Consider the following 24,463-nt stretch of genomic DNA (forward strand, 5'->3'; position numbering starts at 1 on the left):
GAAGGGCGCGGCGCCTGACCGGCCGCGTCGCCTTCCCTCCGCCGGCATGATCCGGGTCAGGTTCTGCGGGTCCGCCGCTTGCGCGACGTCTCAGCCCTTGCGGGCGCCCCGAGGCGGAGCCGACGGTAGCAGCGGCGCGTCTTGGCGCAAGGCCCCGCCCGCCGCGAGCACCCCGCTCCCTTGCAACGCGCCGCCGCCCGTGTTCCGTTCCACCGCGAGAGACAGGGGCGCTTGCGGGCTTCCGCGGGCTGAGACGCACCCTTCGAACCTGAACCGGGTAATGCCGGCGGAGGGAGTCGCTCGGGCGCACTGGTCCTGCGGGATGATCCTCCCCCAAGCCTCTGCGCGCCGCGCGCCGTCCTTTTCCGGCGAAGCGAGGCGCGATGATCGACTGTGCAGACCATCTGGGCGCGATGCGGGCCGCGGCGCCGCTTGTGCACTGCGTGACGAATTTCGTCGCCATGGAGCCGACCGCCAACGCCCTGCTCGCCGCCGGCGCGGCGCCGGCGATGGCGCATGCGGTGGAGGAGGCCGGCGACTTCGCGACGGTCGCCGCGGCCGTCTCCATCAACATCGGCACGCCCTCGCCGCGCTGGGCGGAGGGGATGGCGGCGGCGGCCGGCGCGGCGGCGGCGCGGGGCGCGCCCTGGGTGCTCGACCCCGTCGCGGTCTACGCCAGCCCGTGGCGCGGCGAGCTCGCGGCGCGGCTGCTGGCGCTGAAGCCCACGGCGGTCCGCGGCAACGCCTCGGAGGTGCTGGCGCTGGCGGGCGGGGCAAGCGCCGGGCGCGGGCCCGACGCCGGCGACGCCGTCGCCGCGGCGGAGGACGCCGCGCGGCGGCTGGCGCGCGCGACCGGCGGCGTGGTCGCCGTCACCGGCCCCGAGGATTTCGTGACCGACGGCCGTCGCGATCTGCGCGTCTCGGGCGGCGACAAGCTGATGACGCGGGTCACGGCGCTGGGCTGCGCGCTGTCGGCGATGGTGGGCGCATTCCTCGCGACCGGCAGACCCCCGCTCGAGGCGACGGCGGCGGCGCTGGCGTACTACGGGCTCGCCGGCGCCCGCGCGGCGCGCGAAGCCTCGGGGCCAGGCAGCTTCGCGCCGCTTTTTCTGGACGCGCTGGCGGGCCTCGACCCCGCCGCCGACGCAGGCGCGCTCGCCGCCGCCGTGCGGGAGGGCGCATGATGCGAGGCAGGAGGCTCGGGTCAGCGGAACTGTCCGTCTACGTCGTGCTCGACCCGGATCTCTGCGCCGGGCGCGGGCTGGTCGAGACGGCGCTGGCGGCGGCGCGCGGCGGCGCGACCATGATCCAGCTGCGCGACAAGGCGGACGCGGCCCGCCGCCGCGCCTCGGCCTTCGCGCTGAGGGCCGCGCTGGCGGGCTCCGGCGCGCTGTTCGTCGTGAACGACGACGCGGCGCTCGCCGCCGAGGTCGGGGCGGACGGGCTGCACGTCGGTCAGGACGACATGGCCCCGGCGCAGGCGCGCGCGCTGATCGGGCCGCAGATGCTGCTGGGCCTGTCGGTGGAGACCGAGGCGGCGGCGCGCGCGGCGGACCCGGCGCTGGTCGACCATGTGGGCGCGGGCCCGGTGTTCGCGACGCCGACCAAGCCGGATCACAGGCCGCCGGTCGGCTTCGACGGGCTCGCGCGACTGGTCGCGGCGAGTCGCACGCCCGCCGTGGCCATCGGCGGCCTGAACGCGCGCCATGCGCCCGACGCGGCGCGGGCGGGCTGCGCCGGCCTCGCGGTCGTCTCCGCCGTCTGCGCGGCGCCGGACCCGGAGGCGGCGGCGCGGGCGCTGGCCGAGGCCTGGTGCGCGGCGCGACGGCAAGCGGGGAGGGCCTCCGCATGATCGCGACCGCGCTCAGCGTCGCCGGCTCCGACCCGTCCGGCGGGGCCGGCGTGCAGGCCGACCTCAAGACGTTCTCCGCGCTTGGCGTCTACGGCATGGCCGCGATCACGGCCCTCACTGCGCAGAACACGCGCGGGGTGACTGGCGCGCATGTCGCGCCGCCCGACTTCGTCGCGGCCCAGATCGCCGCGGTGCTCGAGGACATCCGCGTTGACGCGGTCAAGATCGGCGTGGTCGCGAACACGGGCGTGGCCGCCGCCGTGGCCGAAGCGCTGGCGACCTATCGCGGGCCGGTGACGCTCGACCCCGTCATGGTCGCCAAGGGCGGGGCGCGGCTGCTCGCCGAGGACGCCTCGGCCACGCTGGCGTCGCGTCTCCTGCCGCTTGCGACCGTCGTGACGCCAAACCTTGCGGAGGCCGCGGCGCTGCTGGGCGCGCCCGTCGCGCGCGACCGCGCCGCGATGGCCGAGCAGGCCCGGGCGCTGCTCGACCTCGGAGCGCAGGCGGTGCTGATCAAGGGCGGGCACCTCGACGGGCCGGAAAGCCCCGACGCGCTGGTTGCGCGCGACGGGCTCATCTGGTTCGAGGGGGTCCGGCGCGTGACGCGCAACACCCACGGCTCCGGCTGCACGCTCTCCGCCGCGCTGGCTGCCGAACTGGCCAAGGGCCGCGCGCTCGCCGAGGCCGTCGCCGCCGCCAAGGCCTATGTCGCCGGCGCCATCGCCGCGGCCGACCGGCTGGGCGTCGGCTCAGGCCACGGCCCGACCCATCACTTCCATGCAGTCTGGAGCGCGCCGTGAGCCTTCCCCTCGCCGAGCAGGTCGTCATCATTTCCGGCGCCGGGTGCGGGCTGGGCGCCGCCGTCGCGGCCGCCTTCGCGCGGGAGGGCGCGGCGGTGGTGTTGAACTGGCGGCGCAGCGGCGCCGCGGCTGCGGCGCTGGCGGAGCGGCTCGGCCCGCGCGCGCGGGCCGTCCGCGCCGACGTGACCGACCCGGCCGCCGTCGCGGCGATGGTCGCGGAGACCGCGGCGACGTTCGGGCCGCCGACCACGCTCGTCCACAACGCGCTCGCGGACTTCAGTTTCAACGGCTAAGCGCGGGCGACGCTGGAGACGCTGGCCTGGGAGGACGTCGCGGCGCAGGCGCATGTCGCGGTGGGCGGCGCGCTGGCGCTGGTCGCGGCCTGCGCGCCGGCGATGCGGCGGGCGGGCTTCGGCCGGATCGTGACCATCGGCACCAATCTCTTTCGCAACCCCGTCGTGCCCTACCACGACTATGTGGCCGCCAAGGCCGCGCTTCTGGCCTTCACGCGGACGGCGGCGAAGGAGCTCGGCCCTGCCGGCGTCACGGCGAACATGGTTTCCGGCGGCCTGCTGCGCACGACCGACGCGAGCGCCGCGACGCCCGAGGCCGTATTCGATCTCGTGGCGGCGTCCTCGGCGCTGGGCAGGGTGGCGGCGCCGCAGGACGTGGCCGATGCCGCGCTGTTCTTCGCGAGCCCGTGGGCGCGCGCGGTGACGGGTCAGGAGCTCACGGTGGACTGCGGCCTCACCTTCGGCTGAAGCGCCGCGCCCGCGGCGCCCCTCGACCGAGGGCGGAACGCTCCGCCGCCGAGCGCGTTCCCGCTCGTGGACGCTCTTGCGTTCACCTGCCGCGGCGGGTGGAGCCGGTGCCCTTCCGGCCTGTCCCGACCGCCCGACCGCGCACGGGGGCGCCAGGCCGCCGGCGCGAAAAGCGGCGCATCGAACGCCGCATGAAGAGGCCGCCCGTCCTGAAGCGACGCGTCGGCGCTCTTGAAAGGGAGTAGGAATTTTGGCCGGATCCGGAATCGGTTTGATCGACCTTGCGGTTATCCTTTTCTACTTTGCGGCGGTTCTCGCCATCGGCGTCCTTGTAGCCCGCGGCGTCGAGACCGGCGACGACCTTTTTCTCGCCGGGCGGCGGCTGAGCTGGCCCGAGATCGGCGGCTCGCTCTTCGCCTCCAACATTTCGTCCACGACGCTGATCGGTCTCGCCGGCGCGGCCTACACCAGCGGCATCGCGGTCTCGAACTTCGAGTGGATGGCGGGCGTCGTGCTCGTGTTCATGGGCTTCTTCGTGATCCCGATCTTCCTGAAGTCGCGGATCACGACGATCCCCGAGTATCTGCAGCTGCGCTTCGACCGCAGGGCGCGGCTGTATTTCTCGGCGATCACGATCCTGCTCACGATCATCGTCGACACGGCGGGCGGCATCTACGCTGGCGCGGTCGTGCTCCAGACTTTCTTCCCGGACCTGGTGCTGTGGCAGACCTGCTTCGCGCTGGCGCTGGTGGCGGGGCTCTACACCGCCGCGGGCGGGCTTGCGGCGGTGGTCTACACCGACGTGATCCAGACCGTCGTGCTGATCGTGGGTTCTACCATCCTCACGATCATCGTGTTCGGCCAGTTCGGCTACAGCTGGGAGGCGGCGAAGGCGGCGATCCCCGAGGGCCATCTCTCGCTGATCCGACCGCTCGACGACGACAGCCTGCCGTGGCTGGGGACGCTGGTGGGCGTGCCGGTGCTGGGCTTCTGGTACTGGGCGACGAACCAGTACATCACCCAGCGCGTGCTTGGCGCGCGCTCGGTGCGGCATGCGCAGTGGGGCGCCAACCTCGGCGGCCTGCTCAAGCTGCTGCCGCTGTTCATCATGGTGCTGCCCGGCGCCATGGCGATCGGCCTGTTTCCCGACATCGAGAACGGCGACGAGGTGTTTCCGACGCTGGTGAGGGAGATGCTGCCAGTCGGGCTGACGGGGCTGGTGCTGGCGGGGCTCGTCGCGGCGATCATGTCGTCCATCGACAGCACGCTGAACTCCGCCTCGACGCTGGTGATCAAGGATTTCGTGGAGGCGCCGGAGACGCCGATCGAGCCGAAGCGGGTCGGCCGCCTCGGGCGCATCACGACCCTGACGCTGATGCTGGTCGCGGCGGTCTGGGCGCCGCAGATCGCCAGTTTCGGCGGGCTCTGGAACTACCTGCAGCAGGCGTTCTCGATCCTCGTGCCGCCGGTCGCCGCGGTGTTCCTGCTCGGCATCTTCTGGGACCGGGGCGGGCGTCAGTCGGCGATCTGGACGCTGGTCTCGGGTCACATCGTCGGGCTGGCGCTGTTTCTCGCGACCGACGCCGGCTGGTGGCCGCTGCACTACACGGTGAATGTTGGCCTCATGACGGCGTTCAGCGTGCTGGTCTTCGTCGTCGTGGCGCTGAACGAGGGCTACCCCGAGCACGCCAAGACCGATGGGCTGACGTTCGAGCCCGGCATGTCGCCGGAGGACGATCTGGCGTTGTGGAAGAGGCCGGGCGTGCAGGGCTTCGTCATCCTCGCGCTCACCGCAGCCATGATCGTCGCGTTCTGGTGAGCGCGCACGCCGGCGCCCGACGAAGGGGCGCCGCCGCGCTGCGACGGGCCGGCTTGGCGATGGGGCGTTGCATCGGCCGCCGATCATGCGTTGATGGCGGCGGAGGCGCGCGAGACGCCGCGCCGATGAACTTGGGGGGCAGCGAATGGCCAAGGAGATCCTGTGCGGCTTCGGCGTGGACGTGGACGCGGTGGCCGGGTGGCTCGGCTCCTATGGCGGCGAGGATTCGCCCGACGACATCTCGCGCGGCATGTTCGCCGGCGAGGTCGGCTCGCCGCGGCTGCTGAAGATGTTCAAGCGGCTCGACCTGCGCACGACATGGTTCATTCCCGGCCACTCCATCGAGACCTTCCCCGAACAGATGAAGGCGGTGGCCGACGCCGGCCACGAGATCGGCGTTCACGGCTACTCCCACGAGAACCCCATCGCCATGACGCGGGCGCAGGAGACGGCGGTGCTCGACAAGTGCATCGACCTCGTCGAGAAGCTCTCGGGGCGCCGGCCCACCGGCTACGTCGCGCCGTGGTGGGAGTTCTCCACCGTCACCAACGAGCTGCTGCTGGAGCGGGGCGTCAAGTACGACCACTCGCTGATGCACGACGACTTCACGCCCTATTATGTGCGCGTCGGCGACCGCTGGACCAAGATCGACTACGCCGCGCAGCCCGACGACTGGATGAAGCCGCTGGAGCGCGGCCATGAGACGGGGCTCATCGAGATCCCGGCGAACTGGTATCTCGACGACCTGCCGCCGATGATGTTCATCAAGAAGGCCCCCAACAGCCACGGCTTCGTCAACCCTCGCGACATCGAGCAGATGTGGCGGGACCAGTTCGACTGGGTCTATCGCGAGATGGACTACGCCGTGTTCCCGATGACCATCCACCCCGACGTCTCCGGCCGGCCGCAGGTGCTGATGATGCTGGAGCGGCTGGTGGACTACATCCGCGGCCACGAGGGCGTGCGCTTCGTCACCATGGACGAGATGGCCGACGATTTCGCCCGCCGCTCGCCCCGCAAGGGCTGAGGGCGCGAGGGGAGGCGGGGACGATGTGCGCGCTCTGCGGCGTTCTGGGGGTCGAGGACCACTGGTCCGACGCCGTGGCGCGGCCCGGCGTCTACACCCGCAACGCCGACCCGCGGGCGCGCCGGGCCGAGCGCGCCCGGCGCATCCGCGCCGCCAACCGCATCCTCGCCGCCTGGCGCCTCACCCTGAGCGACTGGCAGGGGCGGGCCTACCTGCTCTCGACCGCCACCGGCAGGACCGAGGTGATCGAGACGCTGGCGCATCTGTGGCCGACCGCGGAGGCGCTGGCGGGCCGACCCTTCGACCCGCTCGATCCCGCGCTGCAGGCGCGGATCGGCCCATGAGCGCCGCAGGCGCGGAGCGGACCCAGAGCGCCGCAGGCGCGGATCGGACCCTTTGCGCCGCAGGCGCGGAGCCGGGCGTGAGCGCGGCGGTCGATGCGGCGCCCAAGCCGGCGGCGCCGCCGCCGCGCTTCACGCCGGCGCATCTGCTGACCGGCTTTCTCGGCTCGGGCAAGACGACGCTCCTGCGGCGGATGCTGAGCGACCCCGCGCTCGCCGGCGCGGCGGTGCTGATCAACGAGTTCGGCGAGGTCGGCCTCGACCACGACCTGCTGGAGCGCATCGACGAGACCACCGTGCTGCTGCAGTCGGGCTGCCTGTGCTGCACCATCCGCGGCGAGCTGGCCGACGCGGTGCGCGGGCTGCTCGACCGGCGCGAGAGCGGCGCGATACCCGCGTTCGACCGGCTGGTGATCGAGAGCACGGGGCTGGCGGACCCGTTCCCGATCCTCTCCACCCTGCGCGCCGACCCGATCGCGAGCCAGCATTTCCGCATCGGCGCGACCATCGCGACGGTCGATGCGGTCAACGGGGCGGCCGGGCTGGCGCACCGCGCGGAGCTGCGGCGCCAGGTGGCGGCGGCGGACCGCATCGTGCTCACCAAGTCCGACCTCGTGGCGCCCGAGGCCGCGTCGGCGCTGCTCGCGCGGCTTGCCGCGCTGAACCCCGCCGCCGTGGTGCGCGACGCCCATGACCCCGCCTGCGCGCCCGGCTGGCTGATCGCCGACGCAGACGCGTCGCCGCGCGACGCGGTCGCGCCGGATCACGCCCACGCCCACGGCGTCGGCGCGGTCGCCTTCGCCATCGAGCCGCAGGGCGCGGTCGACTGGACGGCCTTCGGCGTGTGGCTCTCGATGCTGCTGAACCGCCACGGCGACGGCATCCTGAGGGTCAAGGGCATCCTCGCCATCGACGGCGAGGATGCGCCGGTCGCGGTCCACGGCGTGCAGCGGCTCGTCCATGCGCCGACCCACATGGCGGCGTGGCCGGACGGCCGGCGCGCCTCGCGGCTGGTGTTCATCGTGGAGGGGATCGACCCGCAGGCCGTGCGCCGCTCCTTCGCCTGCTTCGTGGGCGGAGGCCGCGGCGTCGGCTGAGGCTGCGGGGCCGAAGCGGCGCTCGGCGTGGTCTGGTGCCCCGGGCCGGACTCGAACCGGCACGCCCTTTCGAGCGTCTGATTTTGAGTCAGATGCGTCTACCATTCCGCCACCGGGGCGCCGGGGGCCTTTGCGCGAGAGCTAACCGGTTTGCCGGCCCTCGCGCAACATCCGCCGTTCAGACGCTCGTCGAGGCGCTGTAGGTCTCGTCGAGCGCATAGCCGGAGGCGCGGACCGTGCGGATCGGGTCGCGCTCGCCGCGCAGGTTCAGCGCCTTTCGCAGCCGACCCACATGCACGTCCACCGTGCGGGCCTCCACATAGACGTCGCGGCCCCAGACGAGGTCGAGCAGCTGCTCGCGGCTGAACACGCGGCCGGGGCGCTGGAGCAGGCAGTCGAGCAGGCGGAACTCGGTCGGACCCAGATGCACCTCGCGGTCGCCGCGGCGCACGCGGCGGGTCTCGCGGTCGAGCATGATGTCGCCGAAGGTCGCCACGTCGCCGGAGAGGGTCGGTCGCGAGCGGCGCAGCACGGCGCGCACGCGCGCCAGAAGCTCGGTCATCGAGAAGGGCTTGGTGAGGTAGTCGTCGGCGCCGGTGTCGAGCCCGCGGATGCGGTCGTCCTCCTCCCCGCGCGCCGTCAGCATGATGATCGGCAGGTCGCGCATGTCGCCGCGGATGCGGATCTGGCGGCAGACCTCGATGCCGGAGACCTTGGGCAGCATCCAGTCGAGCAGCACGAGGTCGGGCTTCTCCTCGGCGACGGCAAGGATTGCTTCCTCGCCGTCCTGGCAGATGGAGACCGCGAAGCCCTCCTTCTGAAGGTTGTAGTCGAGCAGCGCGCTCAGCGCCTCCTCATCCTCGACCACAAGAATGCGTGCGCTCATTCGGTTTGCCCCCCTCCGCAACGAGCCGCCTGCAGGGGCGGAACCTTCGCGAGGGTGAACTATGGTATGTGTGCGAAGCAATTACGTCTGTCCGGTGACTGATTTGCGACACCCGCGGCGCGCTTCGGAAGTTGCGACATGCGGTTCCCGGCTCGCCGCGCGCGACGCGGGGAATCACCCGCGATCCGACCAGCCTTGAGCGCGCCCCAAGTCGTGAAGTTGCCGTCGCCGCGCAGGCCGGTCAAGCCGCCCGCGGCGTCGCGGTTTCGGCGGCGCAGGACGAAGTCGCCGAAGCCGGCGGAGCGCAGTCGCCGCGCCGTCACCACATCTTCTCGCGCGCCTGGGCGGGGTAGCCGCTGTCGTAGCTTTCGCCGTCGAAACCGGGCGTCGCCTCGCGGAGGAACTGGCCGGCGGTCGGCAGGCCCGCGCTTTCGTCGGGCGAGGACCAGAGCCGCGAGCGCATCAGCGCCTTGGCGCACTGGAAGTAGAGTTCCGCGGCGGTGACGACGAGGACCGTGCGCGGGCGCCGGCCGTCGCGCTCGAACAGCGCCGTGGTCCCGTCGTCCGCCGTCACCTGCGCCGCGCCGATCACGCGGACGACGTTATCGCTGCCGGGGACCATGAACATCAGGCTCACGCGCGGGTCGCGGACGATGTTGCGCAGCGTGTCGATGCGGTTGTTGCCGCGCCAGTCGGGCAGCAGCAGCGTCGTCGCGCCCTCGATCCGCACCACCGGCTCGCTGTCGCCGCGCGGGCTCGCGTCCACACCCTCCGGGCCGACCGTGGCGATCACGAGGAAGCGCGACGCCTCGATCCAGCGGCGATAGGCCGGCGTGATCTCGCGCGCCACCTTGGTCAGTGCAGCGGGGACGGGGTCGCCGTAGAGCGCCTGGAGCGCCTCCACGCTGTCGATGAACTGCATGGCGCGCGTCTCCTCCGTCCTCGGATGCGCCGTCGCCCGGGCGGGCGGCGGCGCGGGGTTCAGCCCTTCTTCAGCACCCGTCGGCCCAGCAGCTCGGCGATCTGCACCGCGTTGAGCGCGGCGCCTTTCCGCAGGTTGTCGCTGACGCACCAGAGGTTGATGGTGTTGTCGCAAGTGCTGTCGTCGCGGATGCGGCTGACGAAGGTGGCGTAGTCGCCGACGCACTCGACCGGCGTCGTGTAGCCGCCGTCCTCGCGCTTGTCGACGACCAGCACGCCGGGCGCCTCGCGCAGGATCTCGCGGGCCTCGTCGGCGTCGAGCGGCTGCTCGAACTCGATGTTGAGGGCCTCGGAATGGCCGACGAACACCGGCACCCGCACGCAGGTCGCGGTGATCTTCACCCTTGGATCGAGGATCTTCTTCGTCTCCGCCGCCATCTTCCACTCCTCCTTTGTGGAGCCGTCCTCCATGAAGACGTCGATGTGCGGGATGACGTTGAAGGCGATCTGCTTGGTGAACTTCTTCGGCGCCATCTCCTGCCCGGGCACGAACAGGCCCTTGGTCTGGAGCCACAGCTCGTCCATGCCCTCCTTCCCGGCCCCGGAAGTGGACTGGTAGGTGGACACGACGACGCGGCGGATGGTTGCGCGGTCGTGCAGCGGCTTCAGCGCCACCACCATCTGCGCGGTCGAGCAGTTGGGGTTGGCGATGATGTTCTTCTTCGCGTAGCCCATCACCGCGTCGGGGTTCACCTCCGGCACGATCAGCGGCACGTCGGGGTCCATCCGGTAGAGCGACGAGTTGTCGATCACCACGCAGCCGGCGGCGGCGGCCTTCGGCGCGTAGGTCTTGGTCGGGCCGGAGCCGATGGCGAAAAGGGCGATGTCGCAGCCCGTGAAGTCGAAGTCGTCGATGTCGCGCGTCTTCAGCGTCCTGTCGCCGTAGCTGACCTCCGAGCCCAGCGACCGGCGCGACGCGAGCGCGATCACCTCGTCGGCGGGAAACTCCCGCTCGGCGAGGATGTTGAGCATTTCCCGGCCCACGTTGCCCGTGGCTCCGGCGACGGCGATGCGATAACCCATGATTGACGCCTCCCTGCGGGCGCGACGCTTATCGCGCCGCGCGGCGGAGGGAAAGCGCGCGACGCGGCGCGACCGGGGCGAATCGTCCGGGCGCCCTGATCCGCGGCGCCGGGCCGCCCCGTCCGGCCGCGAAGCCCGCTCCGCCGCGCGGGGCGGGTGCGCGCGCGGGCGATCCGGGCTATGCTCCATGACATGCGCCATGCCGCCGCCCTGCTCGCCCTCGCCGCCTGTCCCGCCTTCGCGGGCGAGGCCGACGTGCTCTCGGCGCGCATCGAGCCTTCGGGCGACGGCTTCCGCGTCTCCGCGACCGTGGCCCATGCCGACGAGGGGTGGGACCATTACGCCGACGCCTTCCGCGTCGTGACGCTCGAGGGCGTCGAACTGGGGGTGCGGACGCTGTTCCACCCCCATGTCGACGAGCAGCCCTTCACCCGCTCGCTGGAGGGCGTGCGCGTTCCCGAAGGCGTGGCCCGAGTGCGGGTCGAGGCGCGCGACAGCGTCCACGGCTGGGGCGGCGAGGGCGTGACGCTGGACGTGCCGCGCTGAGGCGCGCCGCGCTCAGCCAAGCGTCGCGCCGAAGCTGCGCCCCGCCGCCTGCTCGTAGACCGCCAGCGTCGCGCGCTGCATCGCCGAGACCGTGAAGCGGCTGGCGACGCGCGCGCGCCCGGCCATGCCCATATGCGCCCGGGCCGAGGCGTCGAGCGACAGCGCGGCGTCCACCGCCTCGGCGAGCGCTGCGACGTCGCCTGGCGGGTAGAGCCAGCCGGTGCGCCCGTGCTCCACCGTCTCGCGCGCGCCGCCATGGTCGGTCGCGATGATCGGGCGGCCCATCGCCTGCGCCTCCACGGCGACCCGGCCGAAAGCCTCGGGCGCGGTCGACGCCGAGACGACCACGGAGGCGAGCTTGTAGGCGGCGGCCATGTCGTCGCAGCGCCCGCCGAAGCGCACCACGTCCAGCACGCCGAGGCTCTGCGCCTGCCGGAACAGCCTGCCGGCGAGCCCGGAGCCGCCGTCCTCGCCGACGATCAGGAACAGGAAGTCCGGTCCGCGCTTCGCCTTCAGCTTCGCGGCGGCGGCGATGAAGTCCTCCTGCCCCTTCCAGCGCGAGAGCCGCCCGGGCAGCATCACCACCGGCTCCGGGGCCTCGATCAGCGACCATGCGCGCGCCAGCGCGATGGCGCGTTCGGCGCCCACCGCGTCCTCGGAGAACACCGCCACGTCGGCGCCGCGGGGAATGATCACGAGCTGATCGGGCGGCAGGTCGCAGCGCGCGGCGATGTGATCGGCGATGAACTGCGAGATGGCGATGGTGGGGCGCCCCTTCGCCATGACGGCGTTATAGGGCCGCTTCAGGAAGCCCCTGTCGCCATAGACGCCGTGCCATGTCGTGACGAAGGGCGTGCGCGTCCGCCGCGCGGCCATCAGCGCGCTCCAGGCCGGGGCGCGGGACCGCGCGTGGATCACGTCCACGCCCTCGTCGGCGACCACGCGCGCGAGCCGGCCGGCGTTCGCCCAGATGGTGAGGGGGTTCTTGCTGGCGAAGGGGCCCTCGACGAACTCCGCGCCCATGCCCATCAGTCGCGGCCCCAGCCGGCCGCCTGCGCTGGCGATCATCGCCCGTCCGCCCGCCGCCAGCACGGCGCGCGCGATCTCCACCGCGCCGCGCTCGACGCCGCCGAGGTCTAGCCGCGGCAGCACCTGCAGCACGGTGAGCGGCCTGTCGGCGTTGCGCAGCGCGGCGGCGCCGCTAGGCTGGGGCGACCTGTTGGAAGGGCCAGGGGCCATGACGTCTCCAGAAGTTCTTGCGGCCCCCGGCGGCCGCCGCATCGCGTATCACAGAACGCGCGCCGCCGGGGAGGGCGCAAGCCGGCCCGGCGTGATGTTTCTCGGCGGCTATGCTTCCGATATGACAGGGACGAAGGCGACGCATCTGCAGGCCTGGGCCGAGGCGCGGGGCCGGGCCTTCCTGCGCTTCGACTACACCGGCCACGGCGCGTCCTCCGGCGCCTTCCGCGACGGCTGCGTGGGCGACTGGGCCGCGGATGCGGCGGCGGCGCTGTCGGCGCTGACCGAGGGCCCGCAGATCCTCGTCGGCTCCAGCATGGGCGGCTGGATCGCGACGCTGCTGGCGCGCGAAAACGGCGCGCGCGTCGCCGGGATGGTCGGCGTCGCCGCCGCGCCGGACTTCACCGAACTGCTGATGTGGCCGTCCTTCGACGCCGGGATGCGCGCGAGGCTGGCGGCCGAGGGCGAGATCGCCATCCCCAACCCCTATGGCGACGAGCCGGGCGTCGTCACCCGCCGCCTGATCGAGGACGGCCGCGCGCGTCAGGTGCTGACCGGGCCGCTGTCGCTGCCGTTCCCGGTGCGCCTGCTGCACGGGACGGCGGACGCGGACGTGCCGCCATGGCTGGCGTCAAGGCTCCTCGACCACATGGAGTGCCCCGACGCGCGGCTGACGCTGGTCAAGGGCGCCGATCACCGTTTCAGCGGGCAGGTCGAGCTGGGCCTGATCACGCTGGCGATCGAGGAGATCGGCTGAGGGCGGCGGCGACCGGCGCGGCGAGCGCCAGAAGCCCGTCCACGTCGAGATGCGCCTCCATGTGCTCGGAAAGCGCATCGAGCGTCGCGTCGACGTCCCCGGCGTAGTCGAGGCCCGATGTCGCGGCGCCGAGCCGCCGCAGGAACGCCGCGCGAAACCCGTCCGCGCCGAAGATCCCGTGCGCGTAGCCGCCGGCGATCCGCCCGCAGGCGGAGACCGCGCCTTCCGGGCGGCCCTCGATCTCCAGGAACGGGCGCGCGCGGTCGGAGCCCTCGGTTCGCCCCATGTGGATCTCGTAGCCCAAGACCGCCGCGCCGCTGGCGGGGCAGCGGCCCGTCACCGTCGCGAGCCGCTTGTCGCCGCCCATCACGGTCTCGACGTCGAGCAGGCCGAGGCCGGCGCTCTCCCCCGGTTCGCCGTCCACTCCCCCGGGGTCGGCGATGCCGCGTCCCAGCATCTGGTAGCCGCCGCACAGGCCGAGCACCCGCCCGCCGCGGCGCACATGGGCCGCGATGTCGACGTCCCAGCCCTGGTCGCGCAGGAAGGCGAGGTCGCCTCGCGTCGACTTCGTGCCGGGCAGGATCACCAGCGCCGCGTCGCCGGGCAGCGGGCGGCCGGGCGGAACCATCTCCAGCGCGACGCCGGGCTCCAGCCGCAACGGGTCGAGATCGTCGAAGTTGGCGATGCGCGACAGCATCGGGCAGGCGATGCGCAGGCGCCTGCCCGCGCGCTCGCGCGTCTGGACCGCAGGGCTCTCCAGCGCCACGGCGTCCTCCGCCGGCAGCCGCGCGGCGCCCGCGAACCATGGCAGCACGCCGAAGCCGCGCCAGCCGCTGCGGGCCTGCGTGAACGCATAGCCGTCGTCGAACAGGCGCGGGTCGCCGCGGAACCTGTTGACGGTGAAGCCTCTGACCTGCGCGGCGTCCTCGGGGTCCAGCACGGCGCGCGTCCCCACGATCTGGGCGATGACGCCGCCGCGGTCGATGTCGCCGATCAGCGCCACCGGCACGCCCGCGGGCCGCGCGAAGCCCATGTTGGCGATGTCGCGGGCGCGCAGGTTGACCTCCGCCGGCGAGCCCGCGCCCTCCACGATCACGAGATCGGCCGTCGCCGCCGTCGCCGCGAAGCTCTCCATGACGCGGGCGAGCAGGGTTTCGCGCAGGCGGCCGTAGTCGGCGGCCTCAATCGTGTCGAGCCGCCGGCCCTGCACGATCACCTGCGCGCCGGTGTCGGTCTGCGGCTTCAGCAGCACCGGGTTCATGTGTACGCTGGTCGCCCGGCCGCAGGCGCGCGCCTGCAGCGCCTGCGCGCGGCCGATCTCGCCGCCATCGGCGGTGACGGCGGCGTTGTTGGACATGTTCTGCGGCTTGAACGGCGCGACCGATAGCCCGCGCCGCAGCGCGGCGCGGCAGAGGCCCGCCACCAGCAGCGACTTGCCGACGTCCGAGCCGGTTCCCTGAAGCATGAGCGCGCGCACCGCCATGGCCGCGACCCTAGCGCGCGCCCCGGCCCGGCGCCATGCGACGGCGCTGGACATCGCCCGCCCCGAGGCGTTTCTCTCGGGCCCTGTCCCCGGGGAGCGCGTCCATGTCCGACCGAAGCGGCGAGGCCGACGCCAGGAGCGCGCCTGCGGGCGGCCCCGATCCGCTCGCCATGCCCGCGCTCGCGCCCGGGCGAAGCTGGGACGCGATGCGGCGCGACTTCCGCTGGCCGAACCCGCCGCGCCTCAACATCGCCGAGGCGATCTGCGACCGCTGGGCGCGGGCCGAGCCCGAGCGCCTCGCGCTGCGCCACCTCGGGCCGCGCGGCGCGGAGGAATGGAGCTACGGCCGGCTTGCGGCGGCGTCGCGCAGGCTGGCCAATGTGCTGTCGGCGGCCGGCGTGGCGCGCGGCGACCGGGTGGCGGTGCTGCTGCCGCAGTCGCCGGCCGCGCTTCTGGCGCATCTCGCGGCCTATCGCCTCGGCGCCGTCGCCGTGCCGCTCTTCACGCTGTTCGGGGCGGAGGCGCTGGCGTTCCGGCTCGCCGACAGCGGCGCGAAGGCGCTGGTGACGGACGCCGCCAACCGCCCGAAGCTCGACGGGCTCGACCTGCCGGGGCTGACCCGCGTGCTGACGGTGGGCGGCGCCGGCGCCGAGGACTTCGAGCCCGCGCTCGCCCGCGCCTCCGATCTTCACGAGATGGTCGCGACCGGCCCGGAGGATCCCGCCTTCATCTCCTACACCTCCGGCACCACCGGCCCGCCCAAGGGGGCGCTGCACGCCCATCGCGTGCTCATCGGTCATCTGCCCGGCGTGCGCCTGGCCCATGAGTTCCTGCCGCAGCCCTCCGACGTGATGTGGACGCCGGCGGACTGGGCGTGGATGGGGGGGCTGTGCAATGTGATGATGCCGGCGCTGTGTCTCGGCGTTCCGCTCGTCTCGCACCGCTTCGAGAAGTTCGACCCCGAGGCCGCCTTCGCGCTGATGGCGCGGGAGGGCGCTTCCTGCGTCTTCGCCCCGCCCACCGCGCTGCGTCTGATGCGGCAGGTCGAACGGCCGCTGCGCTTCTGGGAGGGCGCGCCCCGCCGGCTGCGCACGCTCGCCTGCGGCGGCGAGGCGCTGGGCGCTGAACTGCTCGACTGGGGCCGCGAGGAGTTGGGCCTGACCATCAACGAGTTCTACGGCCAGACCGAGTGCAACAAGATGATCGCCAACGCCGCCTGTGCGATGGCGGTGAAGCCGGGCGCCATGGGCCGCGCCGCGCCGGGCTTCGAGGTCGGCGTGATCGACGGCGAGGGGCGCGCGCTGCCCCCAGGCGAGAGCGGCGAGATCGCGGTGAAGCGCGGCGCGGCGCCGATGTTCCTCGGCTACTGGAACCGGCCCGACAAGACGGCGGAGAAGTTCGCCGGCGACTGGATGCGCACCGGCGACGAAGGGCGGATGGACGCGGAGGGCTATTTCTTCTTCGCCGCGCGCTCCGACGACGTGATCACCTCCAGCGGCTACCGCATCGGCCCGTCCGAGATCGAGGACTGCCTCTGCCGCCACCCCGCCGTCGCGATGGCCGCCGTGGTGGGCGAACCCGACCCGGTGCGCACCGAGGCCGTCGTCGCCCATGTCGTCGCCCGGCCCGGCTTCGCGCGCGACGACGCGCTGGCCGCCGCGCTGACGGACCATGTCCGCACGCGCATCAGCGCCCATGTCGCCCCGCGCCGCGTCGTGTTCGTGGAGACGCTGCCGATGACCGCGACCGGCAAGATCATGCGCCGCGAACTGCGCGGAACGGGTTGAGGCGGCGAACGGCGTCGGCCCCTTCTGCCGCCGCCGCGCGCAGCCCCAGCCGCGGCGACGGCGCGTCGCCCGAGGCGCTGTCGATGCTCCGCGGGTCGCCCGTGATCCCGCTATGTCGCCTGGTCATGTTGCGCCCTCGCCATCCCGCGCCCGCAGGCCGTCGGAGCAGGTCGGGCGGAACTGGATCACGCTGTCCGGCCTGTCCGGATGCATCACGCAGTCCATGGCGCCGTAATCGCAGCGCCCGCCCCGCCTGTCGTCGAGATGCGCATTGGCGGCGCCTTCGGGCGTGGTCGCGGGCGCAAGATCCGGCGCACGCCCCCGTCCGGTGGATCGAGGGCCGCGGTGGTCGTTGATCGCCCTCAGCCGCGCCGTCAAACCTCGGGCGGAAGCGGCGGCGGTCTCCGGCGCAGCGCGACAGGATCGCGCAGGTCGTTTCGCTCCATCCCTGCCCGTCGGCCGTCAGCACGGCGCCCTGAGCGCCCCAGGTCGGACAGAAGTTCGTGCGACACCCTGATAATGGGGCCGGCACCTCGCCGCGACGGGCGCGAGGCCAGGGGCCGAAGCCGCGGTCAGGAGACGCCGGCGATGATCTGGCGCAGGCGCCAGCGGCGCCCTTGCCTGCGCGCGATCTCAGGCTGCGCGGCGCTCCATGGCGATGATCGTCTTGCCCCCGGCCTCGTCGCGCTCGCCATAGAGCACGCCGTCCTTCACCCAGTAGACGAGCGAGGTGTCGCCGTAGCGCAGCCTGAGCTTGCCGTCCTTGCCGATCGTGGCGCGGCGGGTGAAGGCTGTGGCGCGCTTGCCCCACGGCGCGTAGGGCGCGTAGGTCTCGACCACCTGAACCTCGCCCGTCGGGGCGATGTTCAGAACATAGAGGTCGTGGCACCACTCGCCGGCCCACTTGCCGCCGCCCCAGCGCCCGGAGAACGCCTTCCAGTCGCTCGGCACCGATGGCGCCGGCGGCGTGATCTCCACATCGGTGAACAGATCCACCGTGTAGCAGCTGGAGTCGCGCGTGTGGGCGTAAGGATCGACCTCCGCCGTCTTCTCCCCGCCGGCGCAGCCGGCGAGCGTCGCGGCGACGGCGAGCGCCGCCGCGTATTTCGTCATTCTAGCCGGCCGCATGGATGCCCCCGCCTGCCTGTCCCATTTTTTCGGGAACTATAGGGCAAAGACGGGAGGCTTGCGAGCGGCAAGGCTGCCCAGAACTGCGCTCAGCGCTTCACGGTCATGCGCGTGAGCACGTCGTCGCGGTCGATGAGATGGTGCTTCAGAGCGGCGCCTGCGTGGATCGCGAGGAGAGCGGCCAGCGCGACGGCCGCGGCGGTGTGGATGGAGCTGAACACGCCTTCCAGGCCGCGGTCGCCGGGCACGAACGGATCGGGCAGTTCAAAGAGCCCGAACACCATGTTCTTCACGCCATACATGTCCTGCAGGTCCGAGGCCGAGGCCATCAGCCAGCCTGAGACCGGCATGAGGAACATCAGGAGATAGAGCGCGCCGTGGCTGACGCGCGCCGCCAGCTTCTCCCATGGCCTGCCGGCGGGCTCGGTCGGCGTTGGGTTCGCCAGCCGCCAGGCGACGCGCGCCAGCGCCAGCGCGAACACGACGAAACCCCAGCTCTTGTGGGTCTGCGTCAGCGCGAAGCGCGCCGCGAGATCGTCCACCCCGGTCATGTATGTCCCGACGATGAGCTGGAAGGCGATGATGAAGGCCATCGCCCAGTGCAGCGCCCGGGCGGGCCAGCCCCAGAGGGTCTGCGTGTTGCGAAGCGGCATGCCGTCGTCTCTCCACATTCTGTCCGGTCGCGCCGTCATTCTTCGCGGCGCGCGATGATCTCGAAGCTCACCGACGTCTCCGCGCCGATCGAGACGAAAAGCGTCGAAGGGCCGACGCCGACGCCGAACTCCCGGCGGTCGAAGGTCAGGGAACCCGTGGCGCGCGCCGCGTCGCCCTCGAAAGTCACCGTGACCGGGGTGCGGACGACCTTGAGGGTTCCCTTGATCGTGAGATCTCCGAGCGCCTCGAAAGTCGCGCCTTCGCGTTCCTGGAGCCGCGCCAGACGATAGCGCGCCACCGGGTGATTCTTCGCATCGAACCAGTCCGCTCCCTGCGCGAAACCGCTCTCCAGCGGGTCGCCGAGATCGAGGCTCGACACGTCGATGTCGAGCGTCAGCCGCGCGCTTGACGGATCGTCGGGGTCGAAGCGCGCCGATCCCGAGACCTCGGAGAAGCGCCCCTCGCGCGGCGCGCCCTCCACGGTCAGGTCGAACCTCACGACCGAGGCGGCCGGATCGATCCGCCACGTCGCCGGCCCCGCCGCGGCGGCCCCCGCCGCGGCGAGCGCGCCGATGAAGGCCGCCAGCGTGAAAGCCGCCGGCGTCGCCGCGCCCGCGCCCGCGCGCGCCCGCGCGTGCCGATCCTTCGTCCGGCCGCCGGCCACGCGGCGCGCCGCCGCCGCGATCAAGACGGGTTGGCCGGACTGATCTCGAGGTCGACCCGCACCGGGATCCGCGCGGCGAACGCGTCGCCGCCATAGGTCATGCCGAAGTCGGCGCGGGTGATCACGCCCTCGATCACGAAGCCGGCGATCGTCTGGTCGGGGTTGAACGGCGACGGGCCGAGCTTGTTCAGCGTGGCCTCGAAGCTGACCTCGCGGGTTTCCCCGATCATGGTCAGGTCGCCGGTTATGGTGGCGGTGTCGTCGCCGGTCTTCTCGACGCCGGTGGAGACGAAGGTGATCGTCGGATGCTCGGCGACATTCAGGAAATCCGCCGAGCGGATGTGCTCGTCCCGCTTCGGCCAGAACGTGTCGACGCTGGCGGCCTGCACCGTGAAGCTGACCTCGGTGGCCTCGATGTTCTCGGGGTCGAACATGATGTCGCCGTCGAACTCGCGGAACTGGCCCTGCACGACGGAGAAGCCGAGGTGATCGGCCTGGAACGAGATGTGGGCGTGGCTCTTGTCGATGTTCCACCGCTCGGCCGCGAACGCCGGGGCGGCGATGACGGCGGCGGCGAGGGCGGCGGCGCCGAGGGCGGCGGCGAGGGAGTTGGGACGCATGCGATGTCTCCTGCTGCGGGTGTCGTTCGAAGCCCTACATAGCCTGGGACCGGTCCGCTACAAACCGCCGCAGCGACCAACAGATCGTCATCAGATCGGGATCAATCGTGAGGATCGCGACGGTGCGTTCACGAAACCGCCACATCGCCGCATCGCCGCGCTTGAGCGGGCCGGGGGAAGGGGGTAGCGCTGGGGCATGGCCGATACGCACCCCGTCGAACGCGTGCGACCGGACGGCGAGCCCGCCCTCCTGTTCGTCTGCGACCACGCCAGCAACGCCGTGCCGCCGGAGATCGGCGATCTCGGCCTGCCGGCCGCGGACATGGCGCGTCACATCGCCTGGGATGTCGGCGCGCGGGGCGTGACGCTGGCGCTGTCTGACGCGTTCGACGCGCCGGCGGTGCTGTCGCGGTTCTCGCGGCTGGTGATCGACCCGAACCGCGGCGAGGACGACCCGACGCTGGTGATGAAGCTCTATGACGGCACGATCATCGCCGGAAACCGCCACGCCGACGCGGCCGAGGTGTCGCGGCGGCTTGAGCACTATCACCGGCCCTATCATGCCGCGGTCGCCGCGGCGCTCGATCGCGCGGTCGGGACTGGCGCGACGCCTGCGGTGATCGCCATCCATTCCTTCACGCCGCAGCTCAGGGGGCGGGCGCCGCGGCCATGGCATGTGACGGTGCTGCGCAACGGCGACGACCGCATCGCCGACCCGCTGCTGGCGCGTCTCAGGGCCGAGGATGAGCTCGTGGTCGGCGACGACGAGCCCTACACCGGATATCTGGAAGGCGACACCATGGCCCGGCACGGGCTGGCCCGCGGCCTGCCGCATGTGCTGATCGAGCTGCGCAACGATCTCATCGCCGACGCCGAGGGGCAGCAGGCCTGGGCGGCGCTGCTGGCGCGGTGCCTCGCCGACGTGCTCGACCTCGATCTCGCCGAGGCGGCGCCAGACATCCCGCGTTGACGGCCGGCCGGACCTCGCCCGACGGGCTGCGGCCCGGCGTCGGCCCGGCCCGCCCGCGCCGGGCCGGCTGACGGCGTGGCCGTCTTCGCCGACACGCCCGGCGCCCGCATCGCCCGCGGCGTCTGCCGCTGGCTGAGCGACGCAGGCGCAGCCCCGCTCACCGAGTTCTCGCCGGCGCCGGGCCTGCGCGTCGACGTCGCCGCGCTGGGGCCGGACGGGACGGTGTCGGTGATCGAGTGCAAGTCCTCGCTCGCCGACTTCCGCGCGGACCTCAAGTGGCGCGGCTACCTGCCCTGGTGCGACGCGTTCTGGTTCGCGGTCGGGCCGGAGTTTCCGGTGGAGGCGCTGCCGCAGGACGAGGGCGTGCTGGTCGCCGACGACTGGGGCGCCGAGCCTTTGCGCCTGCCGACGCCGCGACCGCTGGCGCCGGCCCGTCGGCGCGCGCTCACCCTGCGCATCGGCCGGGCGGCGGCGCTCAGGCTGCGCCGCTTCGAGGACCCGGGCGCGCCGCCGTCCGTTTGAGCGTCAGCGGCGCCTGCCGCCCTTCGGGCCGTCGCCGGCCTGTCGCGCCGCGGCCGCGGCGGCGGTCAGTTCCTCGGCGATGGACTCCGCTTCCTCGGGCGTGAAGTCCATCGGCCAGCCTTCGGGCCCGCGCTCGACGTAGAGCCTGACCATGCCGAGCGTGGTGGGGCCGATCTGAAGCGTGGCCTCCGCGTCGCTCTCGTCGTTGATGCCCATGGGCGGAACCTTTCGGCGGATGGATCAGGGCGCGCCCATCGCGGCGAGGGCGGCCTCGATGCGGGGGACGTCCACGGGATTGTTCAGCTCCCAGAACACGCGGCCGGGGGCGGAGACCTCGACGCAGGCGACCGGGACGCCGTTCTCCAGAAAGCGCAGCTGCTCCAGCCCCTCCAGCGTCTCCAGCGTCGCCTGCGGCCATTCGGCGTAGGCGGTCAGCGCGTCGGGACGGTAGGCGTAGAGGCCGACATGGTGGAAGACCGGGATCGGCCCGGCGGCGGGGTCCACGCCGTCGGAGAACGGCAGCACCTCCTTGGAGAAGTAGAGCGCCCGGCCGCGCGTGTCGAAGACGGCGGTCGTGCCGCCGACGCGGCCCTCGCGCCGGTCGGCGCGGAAATGCGACAGCGTCTCGGCGTCGCAGCGCAGCACGGGCGTCGCGACCGCCATCGACGGGTCGCCCGCCATGGCCTCGACCAGAGCGGAGACGAAATGCGGCGGCGTCAGCGGCGCGTCGCCCTGCAGGTTCACCACGAGGTCGGGCGCGGGGTCGAGCTGGCCGAGCGTCTCGGCGCAGCGTTCGGTGCCGTTGCGGCGGGCGGGGTCGGTCATCGAGACCTTGGCGCCGAAGTGGCGCGCATGGTCGGCGATGCGGGCGTCGTCCGTCGAGACGATCACCTCGGCGACGCCGGGAACCTCGCAGGCGGCGTCCCAGCTCCGCCGGATCAGGGATCTGGCCGCGCCGCCGGCGCCGCGCAGCTCGACCAGCGGCTTGCCGGGATAGCGCGCGCTCCGGTAGCGCGCGGGGATGACGATGACGGTGCGCATGGGCCTTCCTCGGTTCTGGCGAGGGTTTGGCGCCGCGGCGCGCCCGGCGCAAGCGGCGCCGTCACGTCCGCAGGCCGCGACGTCGGGACGCCCGCGCCTGCGGCCGGGCTAGGGGTCGGACTCGGTCTCGGGGCCGGGCTCGGGGCCGGGCTCGGGGCCGGGCTCGGGACGGGCGCCTCACGCGATGACCGCCTCGATGACGAACGGGCCGGGGCGCCCGGCGGCGTCGGCGATCGCGTCGCGCAGGGCGCGGGCGCAGTCGATGCGGACGCCGTCGACGCCCATGCCGCGGGCGAGGGAGACGAAGTCCACCGCAGGCCGGGCCATCTCCAGCAGGTCGAGCGCGCTGCGGCCGGGGTTGGCGCCGACGCGCAGCAGCTCCTGCTTCAGGATCTCGTAGCCTCGGTTGGCCAGGACGACGGTGGTGACGTTCGCGTTCTCGCGCGCGTGGCTCCAGAGCGCCTGGAGCGTGTACATCGCAGAGCCGTCGGCCTGCAGCGCCACGACCGGCCGGCCGCCGCCGCCGAGCGCCGCGCCGAGCGCCAGCGGCAGGCCGATGCCGATGGCGCCGCCGGTGATCGCCAGCCAGCTCATCGGCGGCGCGCCGGCGCAGGCGGCGTAGACGTCCCGCCCGGCGGTGATGCTCTCGTCGATGATGATCGCGTCGTCCGGCAGCGCCGAGGCGACGGCGGCGGCGAGCGTCCCGGCGGTGATCGGGCCCGGCAGGGGCGCGGCGGGGCGCGGCGCGTCGGACGCGGCGGCCGGTTTCACGCCGAGCGCGTCGGCCAGCGCCCGCAGCGCCGCCCGCCCGTCGCCGCGGGGACCGGCGAGCGTGGTCACGGCGCAGTCGGGCCGCAGCAGGAGGCTGGGCTTGTCGGGATAGGCGAAGAAGGCGACCGGCGGCGCCGCCTCGACCAGCACGGCGCGGTCGAAGGGCGCGAGGGCCTCAAGCGCCATGTCGACGGGGTAGGGCAGGCGCGCGACCTGCGCCCGGCCCGCGCCGTGCTCGATGCGGCGGTTCGAGGTGGGCGCCATGAGCCTCGCGCCGCAGGCCGCCGCGATCCCCGCCGCAAGCGCCAGCGACGCGGCGTCCTCCAGCGTGGAGCCGCCGACATGGAGCAGCGCGCCGGGCCGGCGCAGGGCGGCGACGGCGGCCTGCGGCGCGCCGGGCTCCATCGCGTCGCGGGGCGCCGGCGCGACCGGGGCGGCGACGACGCCGCCGGGGTTCCAGCCGATGTCCGCCGGCGAGACGAGCGCCGCGCCCTGTCCGCCGCGCGACAGGCTCGCCGCCAGCGCCGCGGCGGCGTCGGCGCCCAGCGTGGCGGGGTCGGTCGCCGTGCGCGTCCAGTCCGCGAAGGGGCGGGCGGCGCCGGCGACGTCGGCGGTGAGCGGCGCGTCGTGGACGAGGTGGCGCACGGCGTGGTCGCCCACCAGGGTCAGCATCGGCGTGCGCGCCTTGCGGGCGTTGTGCAGGTTGGCCGCGCCGTTGGCGAGGCCGGGCGCAAGATGCAGCAGCGTCAGCGCCGGCAGGCCCGCCATGCGCGCGAAGCCGTCGGCCGCGCCGGTCGCCACGCCCTCGTAGAGGCACAGGCAGCAGCGCATCAGCCCCGTGCGGTCGAGCGCGTCGACGAACTGCATCTCCGAGGTGCCGGGGTTGGCGAAGCACACGTCCACCCCGGCGCCATGCAGCGTGCGCACGAGCGCCTCTGCGCCGTTCATCGTGGAGGAGGCGACGTCTTGCATCGGGGGAACTCCGGGGGAGGGCTGACGCCCGCGATGAAGCCCGCGCGGGCGGCGCCGGTCAAGCGGCCCGGCGCTGCGCGGACGATCCTCCGCCCGGTGGGCGGCGCCCTCCCTCAAAAACCCCTTGCGGCGAGCCAGGCGGCGATCTGTTCGATCTCGCGGGTCTGCGTCGCCATGATGTCGCTTGCGAGTGCGCGGGTCTCGGGGTCAGTCCCGTGGTCGAGCACGATGCGCGCCATGTCGATCGCGCCCTGATGATGGGGGATCATGCCCCGCATGAAATCCACGTCGGCGTCGCCGGTCAGCGCGATCGCCATGTCGTGGTGCATCCTGTCATTGGCTTCGCGGAAGGCGCGCGACGCGGCAGACTCCTGGCCGCCTGTGGCGGCAGCGCCTGTCGAGGCCGCCATGTGCGAACCGTGTCCGGCGTCGCGCCCGGCCCCATGCGCCGAGCCGTGCGCCGGCTGGGCGCCTTGCGCATGCGCCGCGCCCGCCCCCAGAAGCCAAAGCGCCGCCGCCAGCGCCGCCTGCCGCTTGCCCATGCCCGTTCCCTCCCCGACGACGCCGCGACCTGCGTCACGCCTCGTCAGGCAAGGTTCGGGCTTCCGGCTGGAGGAAGGTCAAGCGGGAGGCTAGGTCACGTTTGCGCGATCTCGCGGCGCTCGCGCGGGCGGCGTCGGCGGCGGCCGCCGTGGCCGCCGTCGCAGGGCGCCGCATTCGCC

25 protein-coding genes, 1 tRNA gene, 1 pseudogene and 2 riboswitches are annotated in these 24,463 nt (G+C 73.2%); of the genes and pseudogenes, 13 read left to right on the forward strand and 14 right to left on the reverse strand.

The features are described from left to right. Nucleotides 1–16: 16 nt before the first annotated feature. Nucleotides 17–121, reverse strand: a riboswitch (TPP riboswitch). A 92-nt stretch (nt 122–213) separates the two neighbouring features. After that, nucleotides 214–312, forward strand: a riboswitch (TPP riboswitch). A 71-nt stretch (nt 313–383) separates the two neighbouring features. From thiM to BLW43_RS11985, 8 genes and pseudogenes are all read left to right on the forward strand, one after another. Beyond that, nucleotides 384–1,184: a hydroxyethylthiazole kinase gene (gene thiM, locus BLW43_RS11950; protein ID WP_093253677.1), complete on the forward strand. Its 801-nt coding sequence runs from the start codon at nt 384–386 to the stop codon at nt 1,182–1,184. Further along, nucleotides 1,181–1,852: a thiamine phosphate synthase gene (thiE, locus tag BLW43_RS11955; protein ID WP_245731030.1), complete on the forward strand. Its 672-nt coding sequence runs from the start codon at nt 1,181–1,183 to the stop codon at nt 1,850–1,852. The genes thiM and thiE overlap by 4 nt, the downstream gene beginning before the upstream one ends. Further along, on the forward strand, nt 1,849–2,652 hold the full coding sequence (gene thiD, locus BLW43_RS11960; protein WP_093253907.1) for a bifunctional hydroxymethylpyrimidine kinase/phosphomethylpyrimidine kinase: 804 nt from the start codon (nt 1,849–1,851) through the stop codon (nt 2,650–2,652). Before thiE ends, thiD begins: the two co-directional genes overlap by 4 nt. After that, nucleotides 2,649–3,413, forward strand: a pseudogene (locus BLW43_RS11965) (3-oxoacyl-ACP reductase). The gene thiD and the pseudogene BLW43_RS11965 overlap by 4 nt, the downstream one beginning before the upstream one ends. 271 nt (nt 3,414–3,684) lie before the next feature. Continuing rightward, the gene (locus BLW43_RS11970; protein ID WP_217632163.1) at nt 3,685–5,232 is read left to right on the forward strand and encodes a sodium:solute symporter; all 1,548 of its coding nucleotides are present in this window, start codon (nt 3,685–3,687) and stop codon (nt 5,230–5,232) included. 145 nt (nt 5,233–5,377) lie between these two features. Beyond that, on the forward strand, nt 5,378–6,259 hold the full coding sequence (locus BLW43_RS11975) for a polysaccharide deacetylase family protein (RefSeq protein ID WP_093253685.1): 882 nt from the start codon (nt 5,378–5,380) through the stop codon (nt 6,257–6,259). Nucleotides 6,260–6,282: 23 nt separating this feature from the next. Beyond that, nucleotides 6,283–6,603 (forward strand): hypothetical protein, encoded by a 321-nt coding sequence (locus BLW43_RS11980; protein WP_093253687.1) that lies wholly within the window; start codon nt 6,283–6,285, stop codon nt 6,601–6,603. A 77-nt stretch (nt 6,604–6,680) separates the two neighbouring features. Next, on the forward strand, nt 6,681–7,697 hold the full coding sequence (locus tag BLW43_RS11985) for a CobW family GTP-binding protein (RefSeq protein WP_245731031.1): 1,017 nt from the start codon (nt 6,681–6,683) through the stop codon (nt 7,695–7,697). A 33-nt stretch (nt 7,698–7,730) separates the two neighbouring features. On the opposite strand, the gene BLW43_RS11990 is transcribed toward BLW43_RS11985, so the two are convergent. The 4 genes from BLW43_RS11990 to BLW43_RS12005 all read right to left on the reverse strand — a co-directional run bounded on the left by BLW43_RS11990 (nt 7,731) and on the right by BLW43_RS12005 (nt 10,587). After that, nucleotides 7,731–7,816, reverse strand: a tRNA-Leu gene (locus BLW43_RS11990). 59 nt (nt 7,817–7,875) lie between these two features. After that, on the reverse strand, nt 7,876–8,583 hold the full coding sequence (gene phoB / locus BLW43_RS11995; protein ID WP_093253692.1) for a phosphate regulon transcriptional regulator PhoB: 708 nt from the start codon (nt 8,581–8,583) through the stop codon (nt 7,876–7,878). Nucleotides 8,584–8,902: 319 nt separating this feature from the next. Further along, entirely contained in the window at nt 8,903–9,505 is a 603-nt protein-coding gene (locus tag BLW43_RS12000) for a pyridoxamine 5'-phosphate oxidase family protein (RefSeq protein WP_093253695.1), read from the reverse strand. A 59-nt stretch (nt 9,506–9,564) separates the two neighbouring features. Continuing rightward, a complete protein-coding gene (locus tag BLW43_RS12005) occupies nt 9,565–10,587 on the reverse strand; it encodes an aspartate-semialdehyde dehydrogenase (RefSeq protein ID WP_093253698.1) in 1,023 nt (340 codons plus the stop codon). A 180-nt stretch (nt 10,588–10,767) separates the two neighbouring features. Between BLW43_RS12005 and BLW43_RS12010 the strand changes: the two genes are divergently transcribed. Beyond that, nucleotides 10,768–11,133, forward strand: coding sequence for a hypothetical protein (locus BLW43_RS12010; RefSeq protein WP_093253700.1), 366 nt, complete (start codon nt 10,768–10,770; stop codon nt 11,131–11,133). Nucleotides 11,134–11,145: 12 nt separating this feature from the next. Here BLW43_RS12010 and BLW43_RS12015 read toward each other — a convergent pair whose 3' ends face one another. Then, entirely contained in the window at nt 11,146–12,372 is a 1,227-nt protein-coding gene (locus BLW43_RS12015; RefSeq protein WP_093253703.1) for a glycosyltransferase family 4 protein, read from the reverse strand. On the opposite strand from BLW43_RS12015, the gene BLW43_RS12020 reads away from it, so the two are divergent. Beyond that, nucleotides 12,371–13,129, forward strand: a complete 759-nt coding sequence (locus BLW43_RS12020) for an alpha/beta hydrolase (RefSeq protein ID WP_093253706.1) — start codon at nt 12,371–12,373, stop codon at nt 13,127–13,129. The genes BLW43_RS12015 and BLW43_RS12020 overlap by 2 nt on opposite strands. Here BLW43_RS12020 and BLW43_RS12025 read toward each other — a convergent pair. Beyond that, nucleotides 13,101–14,606, reverse strand: coding sequence for a cobyric acid synthase (locus tag BLW43_RS12025; protein ID WP_093253909.1), 1,506 nt, complete (start codon nt 14,604–14,606; stop codon nt 13,101–13,103). The two genes, BLW43_RS12020 and BLW43_RS12025, sit on opposite strands and share 29 nt — an antisense overlap. Before the next feature lie 212 nt (nt 14,607–14,818). Between BLW43_RS12025 and BLW43_RS12030 the strand changes: the two genes are divergently transcribed. Further along, nucleotides 14,819–16,399 (forward strand): AMP-binding protein, encoded by a 1,581-nt coding sequence (locus tag BLW43_RS12030; RefSeq protein WP_217632170.1) that lies wholly within the window; start codon nt 14,819–14,821, stop codon nt 16,397–16,399. A 633-nt stretch (nt 16,400–17,032) separates the two neighbouring features. Here the strand turns inward: BLW43_RS12030 and BLW43_RS12040 are convergent. The 4 genes from BLW43_RS12040 to BLW43_RS12055 all read right to left on the reverse strand — a co-directional run bounded on the left by BLW43_RS12040 (nt 17,033) and on the right by BLW43_RS12055 (nt 19,465). Beyond that, complete coding sequence (locus tag BLW43_RS12040) at nt 17,033–17,512, reverse strand: hypothetical protein (RefSeq protein ID WP_093253714.1); 480 nt, start codon at nt 17,510–17,512, stop codon at nt 17,033–17,035. 104 nt (nt 17,513–17,616) lie between these two features. Beyond that, nucleotides 17,617–18,180: a cytochrome b gene (locus BLW43_RS12045; protein ID WP_175478869.1), complete on the reverse strand. Its 564-nt coding sequence runs from the start codon at nt 18,178–18,180 to the stop codon at nt 17,617–17,619. Nucleotides 18,181–18,215: 35 nt separating this feature from the next. Continuing rightward, complete coding sequence (locus BLW43_RS12050; protein ID WP_175478870.1) at nt 18,216–18,845, reverse strand: YceI family protein; 630 nt, start codon at nt 18,843–18,845, stop codon at nt 18,216–18,218. 20 nt (nt 18,846–18,865) lie between these two features. Further along, complete coding sequence (locus BLW43_RS12055) at nt 18,866–19,465, reverse strand: YceI family protein (RefSeq protein ID WP_093253721.1); 600 nt, start codon at nt 19,463–19,465, stop codon at nt 18,866–18,868. A gap of 196 nt (nt 19,466–19,661) precedes the next feature. On the opposite strand from BLW43_RS12055, the gene BLW43_RS12060 reads away from it, so the two are divergent. Both BLW43_RS12060 and BLW43_RS12065 read left to right on the forward strand, forming a co-directional pair. Next, on the forward strand, nt 19,662–20,435 hold the full coding sequence (locus BLW43_RS12060) for an N-formylglutamate amidohydrolase (RefSeq protein ID WP_093253724.1): 774 nt from the start codon (nt 19,662–19,664) through the stop codon (nt 20,433–20,435). Nucleotides 20,436–20,510: 75 nt separating this feature from the next. After that, nucleotides 20,511–20,957: an MmcB family DNA repair protein gene (locus BLW43_RS12065; RefSeq protein ID WP_093253726.1), complete on the forward strand. Its 447-nt coding sequence runs from the start codon at nt 20,511–20,513 to the stop codon at nt 20,955–20,957. Nucleotides 20,958–20,960: 3 nt separating this feature from the next. Here the strand turns inward: BLW43_RS12065 and BLW43_RS12070 are convergent, their stop codons facing one another. The 4 genes from BLW43_RS12070 to copM form a co-directional block, all read right to left on the reverse strand. Beyond that, nucleotides 20,961–21,173 (reverse strand): DUF6324 family protein, encoded by a 213-nt coding sequence (locus tag BLW43_RS12070; RefSeq protein ID WP_093253729.1) that lies wholly within the window; start codon nt 21,171–21,173, stop codon nt 20,961–20,963. A gap of 24 nt (nt 21,174–21,197) precedes the next feature. Next, nucleotides 21,198–21,998, reverse strand: coding sequence for a 3-deoxy-manno-octulosonate cytidylyltransferase (locus BLW43_RS12075; protein ID WP_093253730.1), 801 nt, complete (start codon nt 21,996–21,998; stop codon nt 21,198–21,200). Nucleotides 21,999–22,175: 177 nt separating this feature from the next. Beyond that, entirely contained in the window at nt 22,176–23,741 is a 1,566-nt protein-coding gene (locus BLW43_RS12080) for an acetolactate synthase large subunit (protein ID WP_217632164.1), read from the reverse strand. Nucleotides 23,742–23,854: 113 nt separating this feature from the next. Further along, nucleotides 23,855–24,283 carry a CopM family metallochaperone gene (copM, locus tag BLW43_RS12085; protein WP_093253733.1) on the reverse strand — a complete coding sequence of 143 codons (429 nt, stop codon included), beginning with the start codon at nt 24,281–24,283 and terminating at the stop codon, nt 23,855–23,857. Between the last annotated feature and the right edge of the window lie 180 nt (nt 24,284–24,463).

Source organism: Rubrimonas cliftonensis, assembly GCF_900107585.1.
Taxonomy (GTDB): domain Bacteria; phylum Pseudomonadota; class Alphaproteobacteria; order Rhodobacterales; family Rhodobacteraceae; genus Rubrimonas; species Rubrimonas cliftonensis.